This window comes from Sphingomonas sp. R1, from assembly GCF_025960285.1.
Classification (GTDB): Bacteria; Pseudomonadota; Alphaproteobacteria; order Sphingomonadales; family Sphingomonadaceae; genus Sphingomonas.
Map to the genome: position 1 here is coordinate 3,523,977 of NZ_CP110111.1, position 15,633 is coordinate 3,539,609.

The 15,633-nt window shown below is 63.9% G+C and carries 23 protein-coding genes and 1 riboswitch; of the genes, 20 read left to right on the forward strand and 3 right to left on the reverse strand.

Annotation, left to right across the window (positions count from 1 at the left end; genetic code table 11):
• Positions 1–105 precede the first annotated feature (105 nt).
• Positions 106–302, reverse strand: a riboswitch (cobalamin riboswitch).
• 79 nt (positions 303–381) lie between these two features.
• Positions 382–1,269, reverse strand: a complete 888-nt coding sequence (locus OIM94_RS16770) for a bestrophin family protein (RefSeq protein WP_264607817.1) — start codon at positions 1,267–1,269, stop codon at positions 382–384.
• Between the two features lie 36 nt (positions 1,270–1,305).
• A complete protein-coding gene (locus OIM94_RS16775; protein WP_264607818.1) occupies positions 1,306–1,500 on the reverse strand; it encodes a hypothetical protein in 195 nt (64 codons plus the stop codon).
• A gap of 239 nt (positions 1,501–1,739) precedes the next feature.
• On the opposite strand from OIM94_RS16775, the gene OIM94_RS16780 reads away from it, so the two are divergent.
• Positions 1,740–2,345, forward strand: coding sequence for a DUF4142 domain-containing protein (locus OIM94_RS16780; protein ID WP_264607819.1), 606 nt, complete (start codon positions 1,740–1,742; stop codon positions 2,343–2,345).
• Between the two features lie 25 nt (positions 2,346–2,370).
• Here OIM94_RS16780 and OIM94_RS16785 read toward each other — a convergent pair whose 3' ends face one another.
• On the reverse strand, positions 2,371–2,805 hold the full coding sequence (locus OIM94_RS16785) for a bactofilin family protein (RefSeq protein WP_413716405.1): 435 nt from the start codon (positions 2,803–2,805) through the stop codon (positions 2,371–2,373).
• 277 nt (positions 2,806–3,082) lie between these two features.
• Here OIM94_RS16785 and rpsL point away from each other — a divergent pair, with 277 nt between their 5' ends.
• The 19 genes from rpsL to rplE all read left to right on the forward strand — a co-directional run bounded on the left by rpsL (position 3,083) and on the right by rplE (position 15,618).
• Positions 3,083–3,454 (forward strand): 30S ribosomal protein S12, encoded by a 372-nt coding sequence (gene rpsL, locus OIM94_RS16790; RefSeq protein WP_010545715.1) that lies wholly within the window; start codon positions 3,083–3,085, stop codon positions 3,452–3,454.
• A gap of 62 nt (positions 3,455–3,516) precedes the next feature.
• Positions 3,517–3,987 (forward strand): 30S ribosomal protein S7, encoded by a 471-nt coding sequence (gene rpsG / locus OIM94_RS16795; protein WP_010545716.1) that lies wholly within the window; start codon positions 3,517–3,519, stop codon positions 3,985–3,987.
• 109 nt (positions 3,988–4,096) lie between these two features.
• Positions 4,097–4,936, forward strand: a complete 840-nt coding sequence (locus OIM94_RS16800) for a 2OG-Fe(II) oxygenase (protein WP_264607821.1) — start codon at positions 4,097–4,099, stop codon at positions 4,934–4,936.
• A 118-nt stretch (positions 4,937–5,054) separates the two neighbouring features.
• Positions 5,055–7,151, forward strand: a complete 2,097-nt coding sequence (fusA, locus tag OIM94_RS16805) for an elongation factor G (RefSeq protein ID WP_264607822.1) — start codon at positions 5,055–5,057, stop codon at positions 7,149–7,151.
• An 81-nt stretch (positions 7,152–7,232) separates the two neighbouring features.
• Positions 7,233–8,426, forward strand: coding sequence for an elongation factor Tu (gene tuf / locus OIM94_RS16810; RefSeq protein WP_064313341.1), 1,194 nt, complete (start codon positions 7,233–7,235; stop codon positions 8,424–8,426).
• Between the two features lie 271 nt (positions 8,427–8,697).
• Entirely contained in the window at positions 8,698–9,009 is a 312-nt protein-coding gene (gene rpsJ / locus OIM94_RS16815) for a 30S ribosomal protein S10 (RefSeq protein WP_010545719.1), read from the forward strand.
• 364 nt (positions 9,010–9,373) lie between these two features.
• Positions 9,374–10,123 carry a 50S ribosomal protein L3 gene (rplC, locus tag OIM94_RS16820; RefSeq protein WP_264607823.1) on the forward strand — a complete coding sequence of 250 codons (750 nt, stop codon included), beginning with the start codon at positions 9,374–9,376 and terminating at the stop codon, positions 10,121–10,123.
• Positions 10,124–10,750 carry a 50S ribosomal protein L4 gene (rplD, locus tag OIM94_RS16825; RefSeq protein WP_264607824.1) on the forward strand — a complete coding sequence of 209 codons (627 nt, stop codon included), beginning with the start codon at positions 10,124–10,126 and terminating at the stop codon, positions 10,748–10,750.
• Positions 10,743–11,054, forward strand: a complete 312-nt coding sequence (locus OIM94_RS16830; RefSeq protein ID WP_010545722.1) for a 50S ribosomal protein L23 — start codon at positions 10,743–10,745, stop codon at positions 11,052–11,054. Before rplD ends, OIM94_RS16830 begins: the two co-directional genes overlap by 8 nt.
• Before the next feature lie 4 nt (positions 11,055–11,058).
• Positions 11,059–11,910: a 50S ribosomal protein L2 gene (gene rplB, locus OIM94_RS16835; RefSeq protein ID WP_264607825.1), complete on the forward strand. Its 852-nt coding sequence runs from the start codon at positions 11,059–11,061 to the stop codon at positions 11,908–11,910.
• Positions 11,911–11,913: 3 nt separating this feature from the next.
• Positions 11,914–12,192 (forward strand): 30S ribosomal protein S19, encoded by a 279-nt coding sequence (rpsS, locus tag OIM94_RS16840; protein ID WP_264607826.1) that lies wholly within the window; start codon positions 11,914–11,916, stop codon positions 12,190–12,192.
• Entirely contained in the window at positions 12,192–12,569 is a 378-nt protein-coding gene (gene rplV / locus OIM94_RS16845) for a 50S ribosomal protein L22 (protein WP_010545725.1), read from the forward strand. Before rpsS ends, rplV begins: the two co-directional genes overlap by 1 nt.
• Positions 12,569–13,279 (forward strand): 30S ribosomal protein S3, encoded by a 711-nt coding sequence (rpsC, locus tag OIM94_RS16850; protein ID WP_010545726.1) that lies wholly within the window; start codon positions 12,569–12,571, stop codon positions 13,277–13,279. Before rplV ends, rpsC begins: the two co-directional genes overlap by 1 nt.
• Positions 13,280–13,295: 16 nt before the next feature.
• A complete protein-coding gene (gene rplP / locus OIM94_RS16855) occupies positions 13,296–13,727 on the forward strand; it encodes a 50S ribosomal protein L16 (RefSeq protein ID WP_010545727.1) in 432 nt (143 codons plus the stop codon).
• 5 nt (positions 13,728–13,732) lie between these two features.
• On the forward strand, positions 13,733–13,936 hold the full coding sequence (rpmC, locus tag OIM94_RS16860; protein ID WP_010545728.1) for a 50S ribosomal protein L29: 204 nt from the start codon (positions 13,733–13,735) through the stop codon (positions 13,934–13,936).
• 13 nt (positions 13,937–13,949) lie between these two features.
• Entirely contained in the window at positions 13,950–14,216 is a 267-nt protein-coding gene (gene rpsQ, locus OIM94_RS16865) for a 30S ribosomal protein S17 (RefSeq protein WP_010545729.1), read from the forward strand.
• 142 nt (positions 14,217–14,358) lie between these two features.
• Positions 14,359–14,727, forward strand: a complete 369-nt coding sequence (gene rplN / locus OIM94_RS16870) for a 50S ribosomal protein L14 (protein WP_010545730.1) — start codon at positions 14,359–14,361, stop codon at positions 14,725–14,727.
• On the forward strand, positions 14,727–15,044 hold the full coding sequence (gene rplX / locus OIM94_RS16875) for a 50S ribosomal protein L24 (protein WP_264607827.1): 318 nt from the start codon (positions 14,727–14,729) through the stop codon (positions 15,042–15,044). Before rplN ends, rplX begins: the two co-directional genes overlap by 1 nt.
• Positions 15,037–15,618, forward strand: coding sequence for a 50S ribosomal protein L5 (gene rplE, locus OIM94_RS16880; protein ID WP_010545732.1), 582 nt, complete (start codon positions 15,037–15,039; stop codon positions 15,616–15,618). The genes rplX and rplE overlap by 8 nt, the downstream gene beginning before the upstream one ends.
• Positions 15,619–15,633 lie beyond the last annotated feature (15 nt).

Consider the following 15,633-nt stretch of genomic DNA (forward strand, 5'->3'; position numbering starts at 1 on the left):
GTACAAGACACCCGAAGATGGGGGAGCCGGAGGGCGCCCCGCATGGTTTGGTGTCGCTCGCGCGGGGATTTCAGCCCCGATCACCCGGTGCACCCCGCCCGCGTGAAGGAATCGACCGTAGCGGGCAGGTCTCCTGGCTTCCGGGTCATCGCTGGCATGCCGCCTTCCCGGAAGCCTCGGCTCCAGTGGCAGATTGGCATGCCGGCTCGCCGGCTACAGTTGCGGGGGCAGCCTCGGACTGGGACCGAGTTCCCTTTTCACCCTCCCGTGCAGGGGAGGACACCCGTTACGCGGCCGCCCTTAGCGGCAGGAGGGGCGGGACGGCAAGCGATCCTTGCCCGCGGCATCGGGCTGAAAGCCCGGCGCTTTCTTATCGGCGGATCACCACAGGACCCCGTATTTGTCGGGCGTAGCCGGATCCGGCGCCGGATCGCCGATCGCCTGCAGCAGGTCGATCTCGATCGTTCGGCACATGGCGCATAGCGGCAGATCGTGCACCGTGTTCGCGAAGGGATCGACCAGATCGTCGCCGATCGCCAGCGCGGCGAGGAACATCAGGCCCGCCACGGTCGATCCCAGCGGCGTGGCGATGCCCAGCGTCTCGACCAGGCCGATCGGCAGCAGCACGCAGAAAATATGGGTGAACAGCGTCGGCACCAGCCGGTACTGGACCGGCAGGGGGGTATTCTTCAGCCGCTCCATCCCGCCTTGCGCGTTGGCGATGTCGATCAGCACACGCTCCATCGAGCTTTGCTGGATCGAATCAATCCAGCCCTTGGCGCGCGCGATCTCGATCCGGCGGCCGGTGCCGTCGACGATGCCGTTGGCGATATTCGTCCGGGCCAGCGCGAAATCGGCCTCGCCCTTGGAAAGGAAGCGCAGCACCTCCTGATCGACCGGCTGCCGGCGCAGCTGGCAGCGCAGCGCGTTCACATAGGCGATCTGGCGCAGCACGATGGTGCGCTTCATGTCCACCGCTTCGCCTTCCGGCAGATAGTTGCGCGCGGCGCGGGCCAGATTGCGGCTGGCGTTGATCATCAGCCCCCACAGCCCCCGGCCTTCCCACCAGCGTTGATAGGCGGAGTTGCTGCGAAAGCCCAGAAACAGCGCCAGCACCGTGCCGAAGAGCGTCAGCGGCAGCGACGGCGCGCGGAACGGCAGCACGAAATAGACGATGGTGACAAGCACGTCCCATACGAACAGGGCGGTGAGCGGACGCCAGACTTCGCGGAGGATCTGACGGGCACGGGGGGCGGTGGTGACGATCATGGCGTGGCTATACGCGTGAGCGCGGGCCTGGGTCCGTTATCCGTCGTTTCGGTCGGGCGCCGGTGCCGCAGCCTGCGACATCGCCTCGGCGGTCGCGCTCGCGGGGCGCAGATGGAACCATTCGGGCCGGTCGATCGCGATCAGGAAGGCGAGCGTGCCCAGCCCGAACAGCAGCAGGGCGATCGAACTGCGCATGCGTTCCCGGCGGCGGAGACGGGCTTCTCGAGACATGGACGGAACTCCTCAATCAGTTGAAGCCCCAAGCTAGGAAGGCGATTGCAAACCGCGCATGGACCGTCCGTAACGTTGTTTTGCGCGCTGCAGCAACTGCGGTGCGCTGCACCATATCTGCGATGACCGGCAGCAATGATTTGATAGTTTCGGGTTCGTACTCAACTAGATAAGGATCATTTATCGGAACGTGGTGTCGGTCGGCTCGTTCGTCGGTTCCAGGAACTGAGGAGGTTCACATGACCAAGAAGCACCTGTTGATCCTGGGCGCGCTGCCGTTGCTGGCGCTCGGCGCATGCAATAACGGCGGCAATGACAGCGCGACTGTCGCGGACAATGGCGCCACCGTCGCCAACGCGCCTGCCGACGATATGGCCGGTAACGGCGTGAGCGGCATGACCGACAACAGCGTGTCCGCCACATCGATGACGGGCCAGGACTTTGCCAACACGATGGCGGCCAGCGATGCCTATGAAATCGCCGCCGGCAAGCTCGCCCAGCAAAAGGCCACCACCGCCGCGCTGAAGGATTTCGGCACGGAAATGGTCGAGGATCACACCAAGTCGACCGACAAGCTGAAGGCGGCGGCCGGCAAGGCCAGCCCGGCGATCACGCCTGCCCCCGCATTGACCGACGAGCAGCAGGCAAATCTGCAGACGCTGCAATCCGCCACGGGCACCGATTTCGATGCCGCCTACAAGAACCAGCAGGTTGTCGCCCACGAGAAGGCGCTCGCGGTGCTCAAGGCCTATGCCGGCAGCGGCGACGTGCCGGCGCTTCGCGCCTTTGCGGGCGAGGCGCAGGACGTGGTCTCGCACCACTACGACAAGATCAAGGGCATGTGATGCCCTTTGGGGGGGGGGGGCGGCCTCAGGCCGCTTCCCCGCTTGCCTCGATCAGTACCGGCGCTGCGGCTGCTCCTCCGCCGAGATGCTTCAGGCGTCCATCGATATGGCCGCCCTGTTCGACCATGATCGTCTCATACTCGACATCGCCGGTGATGCGCGCGGTGCGCTCGACGGTGAGCTGACGGGCGCGGACCGACCCCTCGATCGCCCCGGCAAGGCGTGCCTCGTCCGCCTCGACTCGGCCGAAGATCTGGCTTTCGGCGCCCTGGACGAGGCTGCCGCAGCGGACATCGCCCTCGATGCGTCCGTCGACATGCAGGTCGGACGTGGCGGTAAGGTTGCCCACCACCACGATATCGGCGCCAAGCACCGAGAACTGGCCGCGCCGCCCGCCCGTCTGGCCCGTGTTGCCGACCGATGCCGTCCGCTCTTCCCGATTGCGATTGCCGTTGAACATCCGCGAGGCCCCCACGCTGGTCGATTCCGGAACGTTCCGCTAGCACAGCTTCCGGTTCGGGACAGCCCCGCGTGCAGGCGGGGGCCCCGCTGTTGACCGGACGGCCCCGCATCGGTATAGGCCGCCCGGTTCCGGGTAGGGCGAGTCCTGCCTTGGGTACAAAGAGCTGAACGTTGCTGGAGACGCAATCGCCCGGGGGGCTAAGGCCTTCGGGGCTTTTTCGTATTCTGTCCAACAGGGCTCCAGCAAAGTAACCATCTGAAAGGTGAAGGGCTTCATGCCGACGATTAACCAGCTGGTCCGCAAGGGCCGCGAACCGCAGAAGGCCAAGAGCAAGGTCCCTGCGATGGAACAGAACCCGCAGAAGCGCGGTGTCTGCACCCGCGTGTACACGACGACCCCGAAGAAGCCGAACTCGGCACTTCGCAAGGTGGCCAAGGTCCGTCTGACCAACAGCCGCGAAGTCATCAGCTACATCCCGGGCGAAGGCCACAACCTGCAGGAGCACTCGGTCGTGCTCATCCGCGGTGGCCGTGTGCGCGATCTTCCCGGCGTCCGCTACCACGTCCTTCGCGGCGTGCTCGATACGCAGGGCGTCAAGGATCGTAAGCAGAGCCGTTCGAAGTACGGCGCGAAGCGTCCGAAGTAATCAGGCCATAGTAAGCCCCGGACGTGTTCCGGATCGGCTGAAGATCAGAAGGAATAATTGAGATGGCACGTCGTCGTCGTCCCGAAAAGCGGGAAATCCTGCCCGATCCCGTCTATGGGGATCAGGTTCTGTCGAAGTTCATGAATTCGGTCATGCTGGATGGCAAGAAGGCAGTCGCGGAAGCGATCGTCTATGGCGCCCTCCAGACCGTCGAGCAGCGCGCCAAGCGCGAGCCGATCGGCGTCTTCCATGACGCGCTGAACAACGTGAAGCCCGGCATCGAAGTCCGCAGCCGCCGCGTCGGTGGTGCGACCTACCAGGTTCCGGTCGAAGTTCGTCCGGAGCGTGCGCAGGCGCTCGCGATCCGCTGGCTGATCGCCTCGGCTCGCAACCGCAGCGAGCACACCATGGCCGCCCGTCTCTCGGGTGAGCTGATGGATGCGGCGAACAACCGCGGCAACGCGGTGAAGAAGCGCGAAGACACGCACCGCATGGCGGAAGCGAACCGCGCGTTCAGCCACTACCGCTGGTAATCGCGGCCCCTACCGGTACCGACTCATGGACGCAGGCCTGTTAATGCGATAATCGCGCTGCAACATGGCCTGCGCAATTGGGGGTTTGGTGATGGCTTATTTGACAGAAATGGATGCCAAGACAGGTTTCGTGGATGCAGAATCGGCGCGCATCAAGGGCGCCGAGCTGCACGAGACCTATGCGGCCGGGGATCCGTTCCCGCACATCGTGATCGATGATTTCCTCCCGGAGGACATCATCCGCATGTGTGTGACGGAATTCGAAAATTCGCGGCATGACGGCCAGACCGTCTACAACCGCGAACAGGAGCGTCTGAAGCGGGAATTCCGCCCGGACGAGATGACCCCGTTGGCGCGGACGCTGTTCTACAGCTTCAACTCGCGTCCGTTCATTCGCGTGATTGAGAATATCACGGGCATCAAGGGCTTGATTCCAGACCCCTATTTCATGGGGGGTGGCTTCCACGAGATTTCGAACGGTGGCCATCTGTCGATCCACGCCGACTTCAACCATCACAAGCTGATGGACGTTGAACGGCGGGTAAACGTGCTTATCTACCTCAATGAGGACTGGAAGCCGGAATATGGCGGCCAGCTGGAATTGTGGGACAACGATATGAAGGGCTGTGTCCACTCGATCGTTCCCGTGATCAACCGCTGCGTCATGTTCAACACGACGTCGTTCAGCAACCACGGTAATCCGCAGCCGGTCAATCATCCGGCGGGGATCACCCGCAAGTCGATCGCGCTGTATTATTACACCGCGACCTGGACGGGCGATAAGCGCGGCCACACCACCCAGTTCCGGGCACGCCCGGGCACCGAGGACAAGGTGGACTGGGCGGTGCGCCGCAACGAGCTGCTCGACGACTTCCTGCCTCCCATTCTGCGCCGCGGCTTGTCCAAGGTTCGGGGTGGTGGCCGGCAGGCGGCGGAGCCGGTGGAATAAGAACTGGATCGGGCGGGGTTTTCCCCGCCCGCGTTCAGGGGCAAAGGGAACTGCAACGGGCGTCTTCTCACCGTGAGAGGCGCGCCATTTTTTTAACTTGCATAGGGGTTGAAGTATCATGGCGCGCAGCCATCCGCTCGAACGCTACCGCAATATCGGCATCATGGCGCACATCGATGCCGGCAAGACCACCACGACCGAACGTATCCTCTACTACACCGGCAAGTCCTACAAGATCGGCGAAGTGCACGAAGGCACCGCGACGATGGACTGGATGGAGCAGGAGCAGGAGCGCGGCATCACCATCACGTCCGCGGCGACGACGTGCTTCTGGCGCGCTGCCGACGGCAAGGGCGAAGAGCACCGCATCAACATCATCGACACCCCCGGCCACGTCGACTTCACGATTGAAGTCGAGCGTTCGCTGCGCGTGCTCGACGGTGCGGTCGCGTGCTTCGACGGCGTTGCCGGCGTTGAGCCGCAGTCGGAAACCGTGTGGCGCCAGGCCGACAAGTACGGCGTGCCGCGCATGTGCTTCATCAACAAGCTCGACCGCACCGGCGCAGACTTCTATTTCTGCGTGAACTCGATCATCGATCGCCTCGGCGCGCGTCCGGCGGTGCTGTATCTCCCGATCGGCATCGAGGGCGGCTTCAAGGGCCTGGTCGACCTGGTCGAGAACCGCGCGATCATCTGGCTCGAGGAGAGCCTGGGTGCGAAGTTCGAATATCAGGACATCCCGGCGGATCTCGCCGAGAAGGCCGCGAAGTATCGCAGCGACCTGATCGAGATGGCTGTCGAGCTCGATGACGAGCTGATGGAAGCCTATCTCGAAGGCAACGAGCCGAGCGTCGCCGACCTCAAGCGCCTGATCCGCAAGGGTACGCTCGAGATGGCGTTCGTTCCGGTCGTGTGCGGTTCGGCGTTCAAGAACAAGGGCGTGCAGCCCCTGCTCGACTCGGTGATCGACTATCTGCCGAGCCCGCTCGACGTTCCGGCGATCAAGGGCGTCAAGCTCGACGGCGAGACGCCGGACGAGCGTCCGTCCTCGGACACCGAGCCGTTCGCGGCGCTGGCGTTCAAGATCATGAACGACCCGTTCGTCGGCACCCTGACCTTCGCGCGCATCTATTCGGGCAAGCTCGAAGCGGCCACCACCGTGATGAACTCGGTGAAGGACAAGAAGGAAAAGGTCGGCCGCATGCTGCTGATGCATGCGAACAGCCGTGAGGACATCCAGGAAGCCTATGCGGGCGACATCGTCGCGCTCGCCGGCCTCAAGGATACCACGACCGGTGACACGCTCTGCGCGCAGAACGCCCCGATCATCCTCGAGCGGATGGAATTCCCCGAGCCCGTGATCGAGCTGTCGGTGGAGCCGAAGACCAAGGCGGACCAGGAAAAGATGGGCGTCGCGCTCAATCGTCTTGCCCGCGAGGACCCGTCGTTCCGCGTCTCGTCCGACTCGGAGAGCGGCCAGACCATCATCAAGGGCATGGGCGAGCTCCATCTCGAGATCCTGGTCGACCGCATGAAGCGCGAGTTCAAGGTCGAGGCCAATGTCGGCGCGCCGCAGGTGGCGTATCGCGAATATCTCGCGAAGCCGGTCGACATCGACTACACGCACAAGAAGCAGTCGGGCGGCACCGGTCAGTTCGGTCGCGTCAAGGTCAAGCTGACGCCGGGTGAGCGCGGTTCGGGCTTCGTCTTCAAGGACGAGATCAAGGGCGGTAACATTCCGAAGGAATATATCCCCGCGATCGAAAAGGGCTTCCGCGAGACGGCAGCTACGGGCTCGCTGGTCGGCTTCCCGATCATCGACTTCGAAGTGCTGCTGTATGACGGTGCGTACCACGACGTCGACTCGTCGGCGCTGGCGTTCGAAATCACCGCCCGTGCAGCGATGCGCGAAGCGGCGCAGAAGTCCGGCATCAAGCTGCTCGAGCCGATCATGAAGGTCGAAGTCGTCACCCCGGAAGACTATCTGGGCGACGTCATCGGCGACATGAACAGCCGTCGTGGCCAGATCCAGGGCACGGACACCCGCGGTAACGCGCAGGCCGTCACTGCCATGGTGCCGCTGGCGAACATGTTCGGCTATGTGAACGCGCTCCGCTCGTTCACCCAGGGCCGTGCGCAGTACACGATGCAGTTCTCGCACTATGACGAGGTGCCCGCCAACGTCGCCGACGAAGTGAAGGCAAAGCTGGCGTAATCGGAAAACAGCCGCTATGGGGCCGCGTTCTCGCGAGTCCCCATGGCGGCACGGGAAATTGAATCAGAAGGTAGGAAGACAATGGCGAAGGCAAAGTTCGATCGGAGCAAACCGCACCTCAACATCGGTACCATCGGTCACGTCGACCATGGCAAGACGTCGCTGACGGCTGCGATCACGAAGATCCTGGCGGAGAACGTTGCGGGCAACGCAGCGGTCGATTTCGCGAACATCGACAAGGCTCCGGAAGAGCGCGAGCGCGGCATCACCATCTCGACCGCGCACGTCGAGTATGAGACGAACAGCCGTCACTACGCGCACGTCGACTGCCCGGGTCACGCCGACTACGTGAAGAACATGATCACCGGCGCAGCGCAGATGGACGGCGCGATCCTGGTGGTGGCAGCGACCGACGGTCCGATGCCGCAGACCAAGGAGCACATCCTGCTCGCCCGTCAGGTCGGCGTGCCGACCATGGTGGTGTTCCTCAACAAGTGCGACCTGGTCGACGACGAGGAAATCCTTGAGCTGGTCGAAATGGAAATCCGCGAAGAGCTCTCCAAGCGCGAGTTCGACGGCGACAACATTCCGATCATCCGTGGTTCGGCGACCGCCGCTCTGAACGCGACCGACGACAAGCTCGGCAAGGACGCCATCCTGGCGCTCATGGCCGCTGTCGACGAGTCGATCCCGGAGCCGGAGCGTCCGCTCGACAAGCCGTTCATGATGCCGATCGAAGACGTGTTCTCGATCTCGGGTCGCGGCACCGTGGTGACCGGCCGTGTCGAAACCGGCATCATCAAGGTTGGTGAAGAAGTCGAGATCGTCGGCATCCACGACACCCGCAAGACCACCGTCACGGGCGTCGAAATGTTCCGCAAGCTGCTCGACCAGGGTCAGGCCGGCGACAACGTCGGCGCGCTGCTGCGCGGCGTCGCTCGCGACGAGGTGGAGCGTGGTCAGGTTCTGGCGAAGCCGGGTTCGATCAAGCCGCACACCGAGTTCAAGTCGGAAGTGTACGTCCTGTCGAAGGACGAGGGTGGCCGTCACACGCCGTTCTTTGCGAACTATCGTCCGCAGTTCTACTTCCGTACCACGGACGTGACCGGCACCGTCGAGCTGCCCGAGGGCACCGAGATGGTGATGCCGGGCGACAACATCGCCCTCGGCGTCAAGCTGATCGCGCCGATCGCTATGGACGTCGGCCAGCGCTTCACCATCCGTGAAGGCGGTCGTACCGTCGGCGCGGGCGTGGTTGCCTCGATCGACAAGTAAGCATTTGCGGGCCTCGGCCCGCAGGTGACTGCAAAAAAGGTTCCGCCCGGCACTCAAAAATGAGTGTCGGGCGGTTGCCTTTTTATGGAAGGGCCGTTATTGGCGCGCCCTTCGGTTTTAGAGTTCAACAGCAAGAGGCGGCCATCCAGCCGTCACACCGGACCAACCGGCACTTACCCGACTCGCTCTCGTAGCGGACAGGGCAGGGGCCGGGGCTTTCCCCGGGAGTGGCATTGGGTGCGTTGCCCCGCTCTTTCGCATCGGTAGGACCATGGAAACGCAGAATATCCGCATTCGCCTCAAGGCGTTCGATCACCGCGTGCTCGATCAGGCTGCCGGCGACATTGCCGACACCGCCCGCCGCACGGGCGCCCTCATCCGTGGCCCCATCCCGCTCCCGACTCACATCGACAAGTTCACGGTCAACCGTGGCCCGCACATCGATAAGAAGTCGCGCGAGCAGTTCGAGACGCGCACCTACAAGCGCATGCTCGACATCGTTCAGCCGACCCCGCAGACCGTGGACGCGCTCATGAAGCTCGACCTGGCCGCTGGCGTCGACGTCGAGATCAAGCTGGCCTGAGCCGGCTGCCGCCCCCGCGCTTCGCGGGGGCTTTTGGCGTTCACCCTTTAATGCGGTGGACATGGAAGCCTAGCTGACGTAAAGGCGCCGCTTCCTCGAGATTCGCGACTCCCTCGTGGAGTCGCCATCCTCCTCGACCGGATCGTTTCCCGATCCAACGCAAGGAGTGGCGAGCCAGAACCGGCTCGCAGCGACAAGGGATACCGCCGGCGGCTTTCGAGTGGCCGGGCCTGCGTCCCCCGTCTCTTCCGCCGCAAGGTGGAGGTTCAGCCCGGACGGGGGCTTCGCAGTAAAACATTCAGGGTTGGACACGCACCCGCGGGAATGGTCCCGGGGGTGCCTCTGTAATAGGAGCAACAGGCCGATGCGCACTGGCGTTATCGCGAAGAAGATGGGGATGACCCGCCTGTTCCAGGACGACGGCCGGCACGTGCCGGTGACCGTTCTGGCACTGGAAGGCGTCCAGGTGGTCGCACAGCGCACCACCGAAAAGGATGGCTATGTGGCCGTTCAGGTCGGCGCCGGTTCGGCGAAGGCCAAGAACGTCGCCAAGCCGCAGCGCGGCCACTTCGGCAAGGCCGAAGTCGAGCCGAAGGCGATCCTCTGCGAATTCCGCGTCGAGGAAGATGGTCTGCTGGACGTGGGCGCCGAGATCTCGGCCGACCATTTCGTCGCAGGTCAGCTGGTCGACGTGTCGGGCCGTACCCAGGGTAAGGGTTTCGCCGGCGCCATGAAGCGTTGGGGCTTCGGTGGTCTGCGCGCCACCCACGGCGTTTCCGTGTCGCACCGTTCGCACGGTTCGACCGGTAACCGCCAGGATCCGGGTCGCGTCTTCAAGAACAAGAAGATGGCCGGTCACATGGGTGACCGCAATCGCACCCAGCAGAATCTGGAAGTGGTCGGCACCGATGCCGAGCGCGGCCTGATCTTCGTCAAGGGTTCGGTTCCGGGCTCGAAGGGCGGCTGGCTGATCGTGAAGGACGCCGTCAAGGTCGCCCGTCACGCCGAAGCGCCGTACCCCGCCGGTCTGAAGACCGTCGCGAACAGCAACGAGGCTCCCGCCGAAGCGCCCGCAGTGGCGGCTCCGGAAGCCACCGAAGGCCAGGAGGGCTAAGTGAAGGTCAAGGTTCAAACCCTCGACGCCGCCGAAAAGGGCGATATCGAGCTCAACGACGAGATCTTCGGTCTCGATCCGCGCGCCGACATCCTGCACCGCGTCGTCACCTGGCAGCTCGAGAAGCGTCGCGGCACCGCCCGTGGCACCCGCGAGCGTTCGGATGTTGCGCGTACGGGCAAGAAGTTCGGCCGCCAGAAGGGCGGCGGTACCGCCCGTCACGGCGATCGCCGCGCGCCGGTGTTCATCGGCGGTGGTAAGGCGCACGGTGCCCGTGTTCGCGACTTCAATCCGTCGCTGAACAAGAAGATCCGCGCGCTGGGCCTGAAGATGGCGCTGTCGAGCCACGCCAAGGCGGGTTCGCTGATCGTCATGGACAGCCTGGTCGTCGAGAACGGCAAGACCAAGGTCCTGGCCGGCAACCTCGAGAAGCTGGGCTTCGGCAAGAAGGCCCTGGTGATCGATGGCGACACCATCGAGAACAGCTTCGCGCTGGCGGCAGGCAACCTGCACCAGGTGGACGTGCTGCCGGCGATCGGCGCCAACGTCTACGACATCCTGAAGAGCGACACGCTGGTCCTGACCCGCGCTGCCGTCGAGAAGCTGGAGGCGCGCTTCAATGGCTAAGCAGTCCAAGCCGGTCGACATCCGTCACTACGACGTGGTGCTCGCCCCGCACATCACCGAAAAGTCGACGCTCGTCTCCGAGGCGAACGCCGTGGTCTTCAAGGTCGCCAACGACGCGACCAAGCCGGAGATCAAGGCTGCCGTCGAGGCGCTGTTCAACGTCAAGGTCACCGGCGTGAACACCCTCGTCCAGAAGGGCAAGACCAAGAAGTGGAAGGGCGCGCCCTACCGCCGTTCGGACTTTAAGAAAGCGGTCGTGACGCTCGCCCAGGGCGAACAGATCGACGTGACCACGGGGATCTGAGACCATGGCGCTTAAGAACTATAATCCGACGTCGCCGGGCGTCCGCGGGCTGATCCTGATCGACCGCTCGCAGCTCTTCAAGGGTCGCCCCGTCAAGGCGCTGACCGAAGGCAAGACCAAGACCGGCGGCCGTAACAACAAGGGCCATGTCACCTCGCGTGGCATCGGCGGTGGTCACAAGCAGCGCTATCGCATCGTCGATTTCAAGCGCCGCCTGTGGGACGTCGAAGGCACCGTCGAGCGGATCGAGTATGACCCGAACCGCACCGCCTTCATCGCGCTGATCAACTACGGCGCCGACGAAGCCGGCAAGGATCGCGTCGCCTACATCATCGCTCCGCAGCGTCTCGCTGTCGGCGACAAGGTGATCGCGGGCAAGAAGACCGACGTGAAGCCGGGCAACGCCATGGAGCTGGGCCAGATCCCGGTCGGCACCATCGTCCACAATGTGGAGATGAAGCCGGGCAAGGGCGGCCAGATCGCCCGTTCGGCTGGTGCGTACGTCCAGGTCGTCGGTCGTGACCGCGGCATGGTGATCGTGCGTCTGAGCTCGGGTGAGCAGCGCTACATCCACGCCGCCTGCATGGCGACGGTGGGTGCGGTGTCGAACCCCGACAACCAGAACCAGAACTTCGGCAAGGCCGGTCGCAGCCGCTGGCAGGGTTCGCGTCCGCTTACCCGCGGTGTCGCGAAGAACCCGGTCGACCACCCGCACGGCGGTGGTGAAGGCCGTACCTCGGGCGGCCGTCACCCGGTTACCCCGTGGGGCAAGCCGACCAAGGGTGCGCGCACCCGCCACAACAAGGCGACGGACAAGATGATCATCCGTTCGCGTCACGCGAAGAAGAAGGGCTGATAGATGGCTCGCTCCGTATGGAAGGGTCCGTTCGTGGACCTGCACCTTCTCAAGAAGGCAGAAACCGCTCAGGACGCCGGCACCCGCGCTGGCCCGATCAAGACCTGGTCGCGTCGTTCGACGATCCTGCCGCAGTTCGTTGGCCTGACGTTCAACGTCTACAACGGCCGCAAGTTCGTCCCGGTCTCGGTCAACGAGGACATGGTCGGCATGAAGCTCGGCGAGTTCGCGCCGACCCGTTTCTTCCCCGGCCACGCCGCGGACAAGAAGGGTAAGCGCTAATGAGCAAGCAGGCAGCCCCCCGCAAGGTCGGCGACAAGGAAGCCCTTGCCGTCGCCACCCAGATCCGTGGTTCGGCCCAGAAGCTGAACCTGGTCGCCGGTCTCATCCGTGGTCGCACCGCGGCTGAAGCGATGAACATCCTCGCCTTCTCCAAGAAGGCGATGGCGGTCGACGCGCGCAAGGTGCTGGCTTCGGCCATCGCCAACGCAGAGAACAACCACAACCTCGACGTCGACGCGCTCGTCGTCGCCGAGGCCTCGGTCGGCAAGTCGATCACGATGAAGCGCTTCGCGACGCGCGGCCGTGGCAAGTCCACCCGCATCCTGAAGCCGTTCAGCCGTCTGCGCATCGTCGTGCGCGAGCAGGAAGAAGCATAATGGGTCAGAAGAGCAATCCCATCGGTCTGCGCCTGCAGATCAACCGCACCTGGGACAGCCGCTGGTTCGCGGAAGGCCATGACTATGGCCGTCTGCTGCTGGAGGACCTCAAGATCCGCAAGTTCATCCTCAAGACGCTGCCGCAGGCCGCGATCTCGAAGGTGGTCATCGAGCGTCCGGCCAAGCTGTGCCGCATCTCGATCTTCGCGGCGCGTCCCGGCGTGATCATCGGCAAGAAGGGCGCGGACATCGAGAAGCTGCGCAAGACGCTCGGCGCGATGACCTCGTCCGACGTCTCACTCAACATCGTCGAGATCCGCAAGCCGGAAGTCGATGCGAAGCTCGTCGCGCAGGGCGTGGCGGACCAGCTGGAGCGCCGTATCGCGTTCCGTCGTGCGATGAAGCGCGCGGTGCAGTCGGCACTCCGTCTCGGCGCCGAGGGCATTCGTATCACCTGCGCCGGCCGTCTGGGCGGCGCGGAAATCGCTCGCACCGAATGGTACCGTGAAGGCCGCGTTCCGCTGCACACGCTGCGCGCGAACGTCGACTATGCCGAGGCCGAAGCCCACACCGCGTACGGCGTGTGCGGCGTGAAGGTCTGGATCTTCAAGGGCGAAATCCTCGGTCACGATCCGATGGCGCAGGACCGGCTGAACCTCGAGGCACAGACCTCGGGCGTGCGCCCGTCGCGCGACGATCATCGCCGCTAAGGACTAGGACAGAACAATGCTGCAACCGAAGCGCACCAAGTTCCGTAAGGCCTTCAAGGGCCGCATCCATGGCGAAGCCAAGGGTGGCACGGCGCTCAACTTCGGCTCCTATGGCCTCAAGGCGATGGAGCCCGAGCGGATCACCGCGCGCCAGATCGAGGCGGCTCGCCGCGCGATCACGCGTCACATCAAGCGTCAGGGTCGTCTCTGGATCCGCATCTTCCCGGATGTTCCCGTTTCGTCGAAGCCGGCCGAAGTCCGCATGGGCTCGGGTAAGGGTTCGCCGGAATTCTGGGTCGCCCGCGTCAAGCCGGGCCGCATCCTGTTCGAGCTGGACGGCGTTCCCGGCCCGCTCGCCGCGGAAGCGTTCGAGCGCGCAGCGATGAAGCTGCCGATCAAGACCAAGGTCGTCGCCCGCCTCGGCGACACGACGCACCTGGAGGGCTGATAGAAATGACCAAGGCTACCGACTTTCGGGCCAACACCGACGACCAGCTCGCCGAGCAGCTGGGCAACCTGAAGCGCGAGCAGTTCAACCTGCGCTTCCAGGCCGCCACCAGCCAGCTCGAGAAGCCGACCCGCGTGCGGGAAGTGCGTCGCGACATCGCCCGTATCAAGACGCTGCAGAACGAGCGCTCGCGCTCGACTGCCAAGTAAGAGGACCGAGACCATGCCGAAGCGCGTGCTGACCGGGAACATCGTCTCGGACAAGGGCGACAAGACCGTGGTGGTTCTCGTGGAGCGTAAGGTGAAGCACCCGCTCTACGGGAAGATCATCCGTCGCTCGAAGAAGTACCACGCCCATGACGAGGCGAATGAGTACAAGGCCGGCGAGACCGTGCGCATCGAAGAGACTGCGCCGATCTCCAAGCTGAAGACCTGGAAGGTGATCGGGCGGGTTGATACCCACGCGACGCCGAACACGGTCGACGCATAATCGTCATCTCCGCTCTTGCGGAGAACTCAAGTTGCGGTCATAGGCCGCCGCTTTGGTGCCCCGGCCGGAAGGCCGGGGTGACGCATTAGAAACGGAACCACCGGGCGCGTCCCGGCAGGCCAAACGAGAAGGAACCGGATCGATGATCCAGATGCAGTCCAATCTCGACGTCGCTGACAACAGCGGCGCGAAGCGGGTGCAGTGCATCAAGGTGCTGGGCGGGTCGAAGCGTCGCTTCGCCGGCGTGGGCGACGTTATCGTCGTCAGCATCAAGGAAGCCGCCCCCCGCGGCAAGGTTAAGAAGGGCGACGTCCACCGCGCGGTTATCGTCCGCACGGCGAAGGACATCCGCCGCACCGACGGCTCGGTGATCCGTTTCGACGGTAACGCCGCCGTGCTGGTCAACAAGAACGAGGAGCCGATCGGCACCCGTATCTTTGGCCCGGTGGTCCGCGAGCTCCGCTCGAAGGGCTTCATGAAGATCATTTCGCTCGCCCCCGAGGTGCTGTGATGGCTGCTGCCAAGATCAAGAAGGGCGACCGCGTTGTTGTTCTGTCCGGCAAGGACAAGGGCAAGACGGGTGAGGTCGTCAAGTCGCTGCCGAAGGACGACAAGGTCGTCGTTTCCGGCGTGAACATCGCCGTTCGCCACAAGAAGCCGACCCAGGGCGAGCCCCAGGGTGGCCTGGTGCGCATCGAAGCGCCGCTGCATGTCTCGAAGGTCGCGCACGTGACCGCCGACGGCAAGGCAACGCGCGTCCGCTTCGAAGAACGCGACGGCAAGAAGGTTCGCGTCGCCGTCAAGACCGGGGAGGTCATCAATGGCTGACAAGTACACGCCCCGCCTGCGCAAGCTCTATGACGAGCAGATCGTCAAGGCGATGACCGAGAAGTTCGGCTACAAGAACGTCATGGAAATTCCGCGCATCGAAAAGATCGTGCTGAACATGGGCGTTGGCGAAGCCACCCAGGACAAGAAGAAGGTCGAGCAGGCCGCTTCTGAAATGGAACTGATCGCCGGCCAGAAGCCCGTCGTGACCAAGGCGAAGAAGTCGATCGCGCAGTTCAAGCTGCGTGAAGGCATGCCGATCGGTGCGAAGGTGACCCTTCGTCGCGAGCGCATGTACGAGTTCCTCGATCGTTTCATCACGATCGCTCTCCCGCGCGTCCGCGACTTCCGCGGCCTGAACCCGAAGTCGTTCGACGGTCGTGGCAACTATGCCTGCGGCCTGAAGGAACAGCTCGTGTTCCCCGAAATCAACTATGACCGCATCGACAAGGTGCGCGGCATGGACGTGATCGTTACCACCACTGCCAAGACGGATGACGAGGCTCGCGAGCTTCTCCGTCTCTTCGGTTTCCCGTTCCCGCAGGCGGACGGCGAAACGAAGCAGGCGGCGTAAGGAAGGAAGAACTTA

Bases quoted from the DNA above. Each gene is read 5' to 3' on its own strand.
- OIM94_RS16780 (WP_264607819.1), top strand. From the start codon at position 1,740: ATGACCAAGAAGCACCTGTTGATCCTGGGCGCGCTGCCGTTGCTGGCG.
- rplV (WP_010545725.1), top strand. From the start codon at position 12,192: ATGAGCAAGCAGGCAGCCCCCCGCAAGGTCGGCGACAAGGAAGCCCTT.
- rplB (WP_264607825.1), top strand. From the start codon at position 11,059: ATGGCGCTTAAGAACTATAATCCGACGTCGCCGGGCGTCCGCGGGCTG.
- OIM94_RS16770 (WP_264607817.1), bottom strand. From the start codon at position 1,269: ATGATCGTCACCACCGCCCCCCGTGCCCGTCAGATCCTCCGCGAAGTC.
- rplX (WP_264607827.1), top strand. From the start codon at position 14,727: ATGGCTGCTGCCAAGATCAAGAAGGGCGACCGCGTTGTTGTTCTGTCC.
- tuf (WP_064313341.1), top strand. From the start codon at position 7,233: ATGGCGAAGGCAAAGTTCGATCGGAGCAAACCGCACCTCAACATCGGT.
- rpsC (WP_010545726.1), top strand. From the start codon at position 12,569: ATGGGTCAGAAGAGCAATCCCATCGGTCTGCGCCTGCAGATCAACCGC.
- OIM94_RS16775 (WP_264607818.1), bottom strand. From the start codon at position 1,500: ATGTCTCGAGAAGCCCGTCTCCGCCGCCGGGAACGCATGCGCAGTTCG.
- rplE (WP_010545732.1), top strand. From the start codon at position 15,037: ATGGCTGACAAGTACACGCCCCGCCTGCGCAAGCTCTATGACGAGCAG.
- rplP (WP_010545727.1), top strand. From the start codon at position 13,296: ATGCTGCAACCGAAGCGCACCAAGTTCCGTAAGGCCTTCAAGGGCCGC.
- rpsS (WP_264607826.1), top strand. From the start codon at position 11,914: ATGGCTCGCTCCGTATGGAAGGGTCCGTTCGTGGACCTGCACCTTCTC.
- OIM94_RS16830 (WP_010545722.1), top strand. From the start codon at position 10,743: ATGGCTAAGCAGTCCAAGCCGGTCGACATCCGTCACTACGACGTGGTG.
- rpsJ (WP_010545719.1), top strand. From the start codon at position 8,698: ATGGAAACGCAGAATATCCGCATTCGCCTCAAGGCGTTCGATCACCGC.
- OIM94_RS16785 (WP_413716405.1), bottom strand. From the start codon at position 2,805: ATGTTCAACGGCAATCGCAATCGGGAAGAGCGGACGGCATCGGTCGGC.
- rpsG (WP_010545716.1), top strand. From the start codon at position 3,517: ATGGCACGTCGTCGTCGTCCCGAAAAGCGGGAAATCCTGCCCGATCCC.
- rpmC (WP_010545728.1), top strand. From the start codon at position 13,733: ATGACCAAGGCTACCGACTTTCGGGCCAACACCGACGACCAGCTCGCC.
- OIM94_RS16800 (WP_264607821.1), top strand. From the start codon at position 4,097: ATGGATGCCAAGACAGGTTTCGTGGATGCAGAATCGGCGCGCATCAAG.
- rplN (WP_010545730.1), top strand. From the start codon at position 14,359: ATGATCCAGATGCAGTCCAATCTCGACGTCGCTGACAACAGCGGCGCG.
- rpsL (WP_010545715.1), top strand. From the start codon at position 3,083: ATGCCGACGATTAACCAGCTGGTCCGCAAGGGCCGCGAACCGCAGAAG.
- rplC (WP_264607823.1), top strand. From the start codon at position 9,374: ATGCGCACTGGCGTTATCGCGAAGAAGATGGGGATGACCCGCCTGTTC.
- fusA (WP_264607822.1), top strand. From the start codon at position 5,055: ATGGCGCGCAGCCATCCGCTCGAACGCTACCGCAATATCGGCATCATG.
- rpsQ (WP_010545729.1), top strand. From the start codon at position 13,950: ATGCCGAAGCGCGTGCTGACCGGGAACATCGTCTCGGACAAGGGCGAC.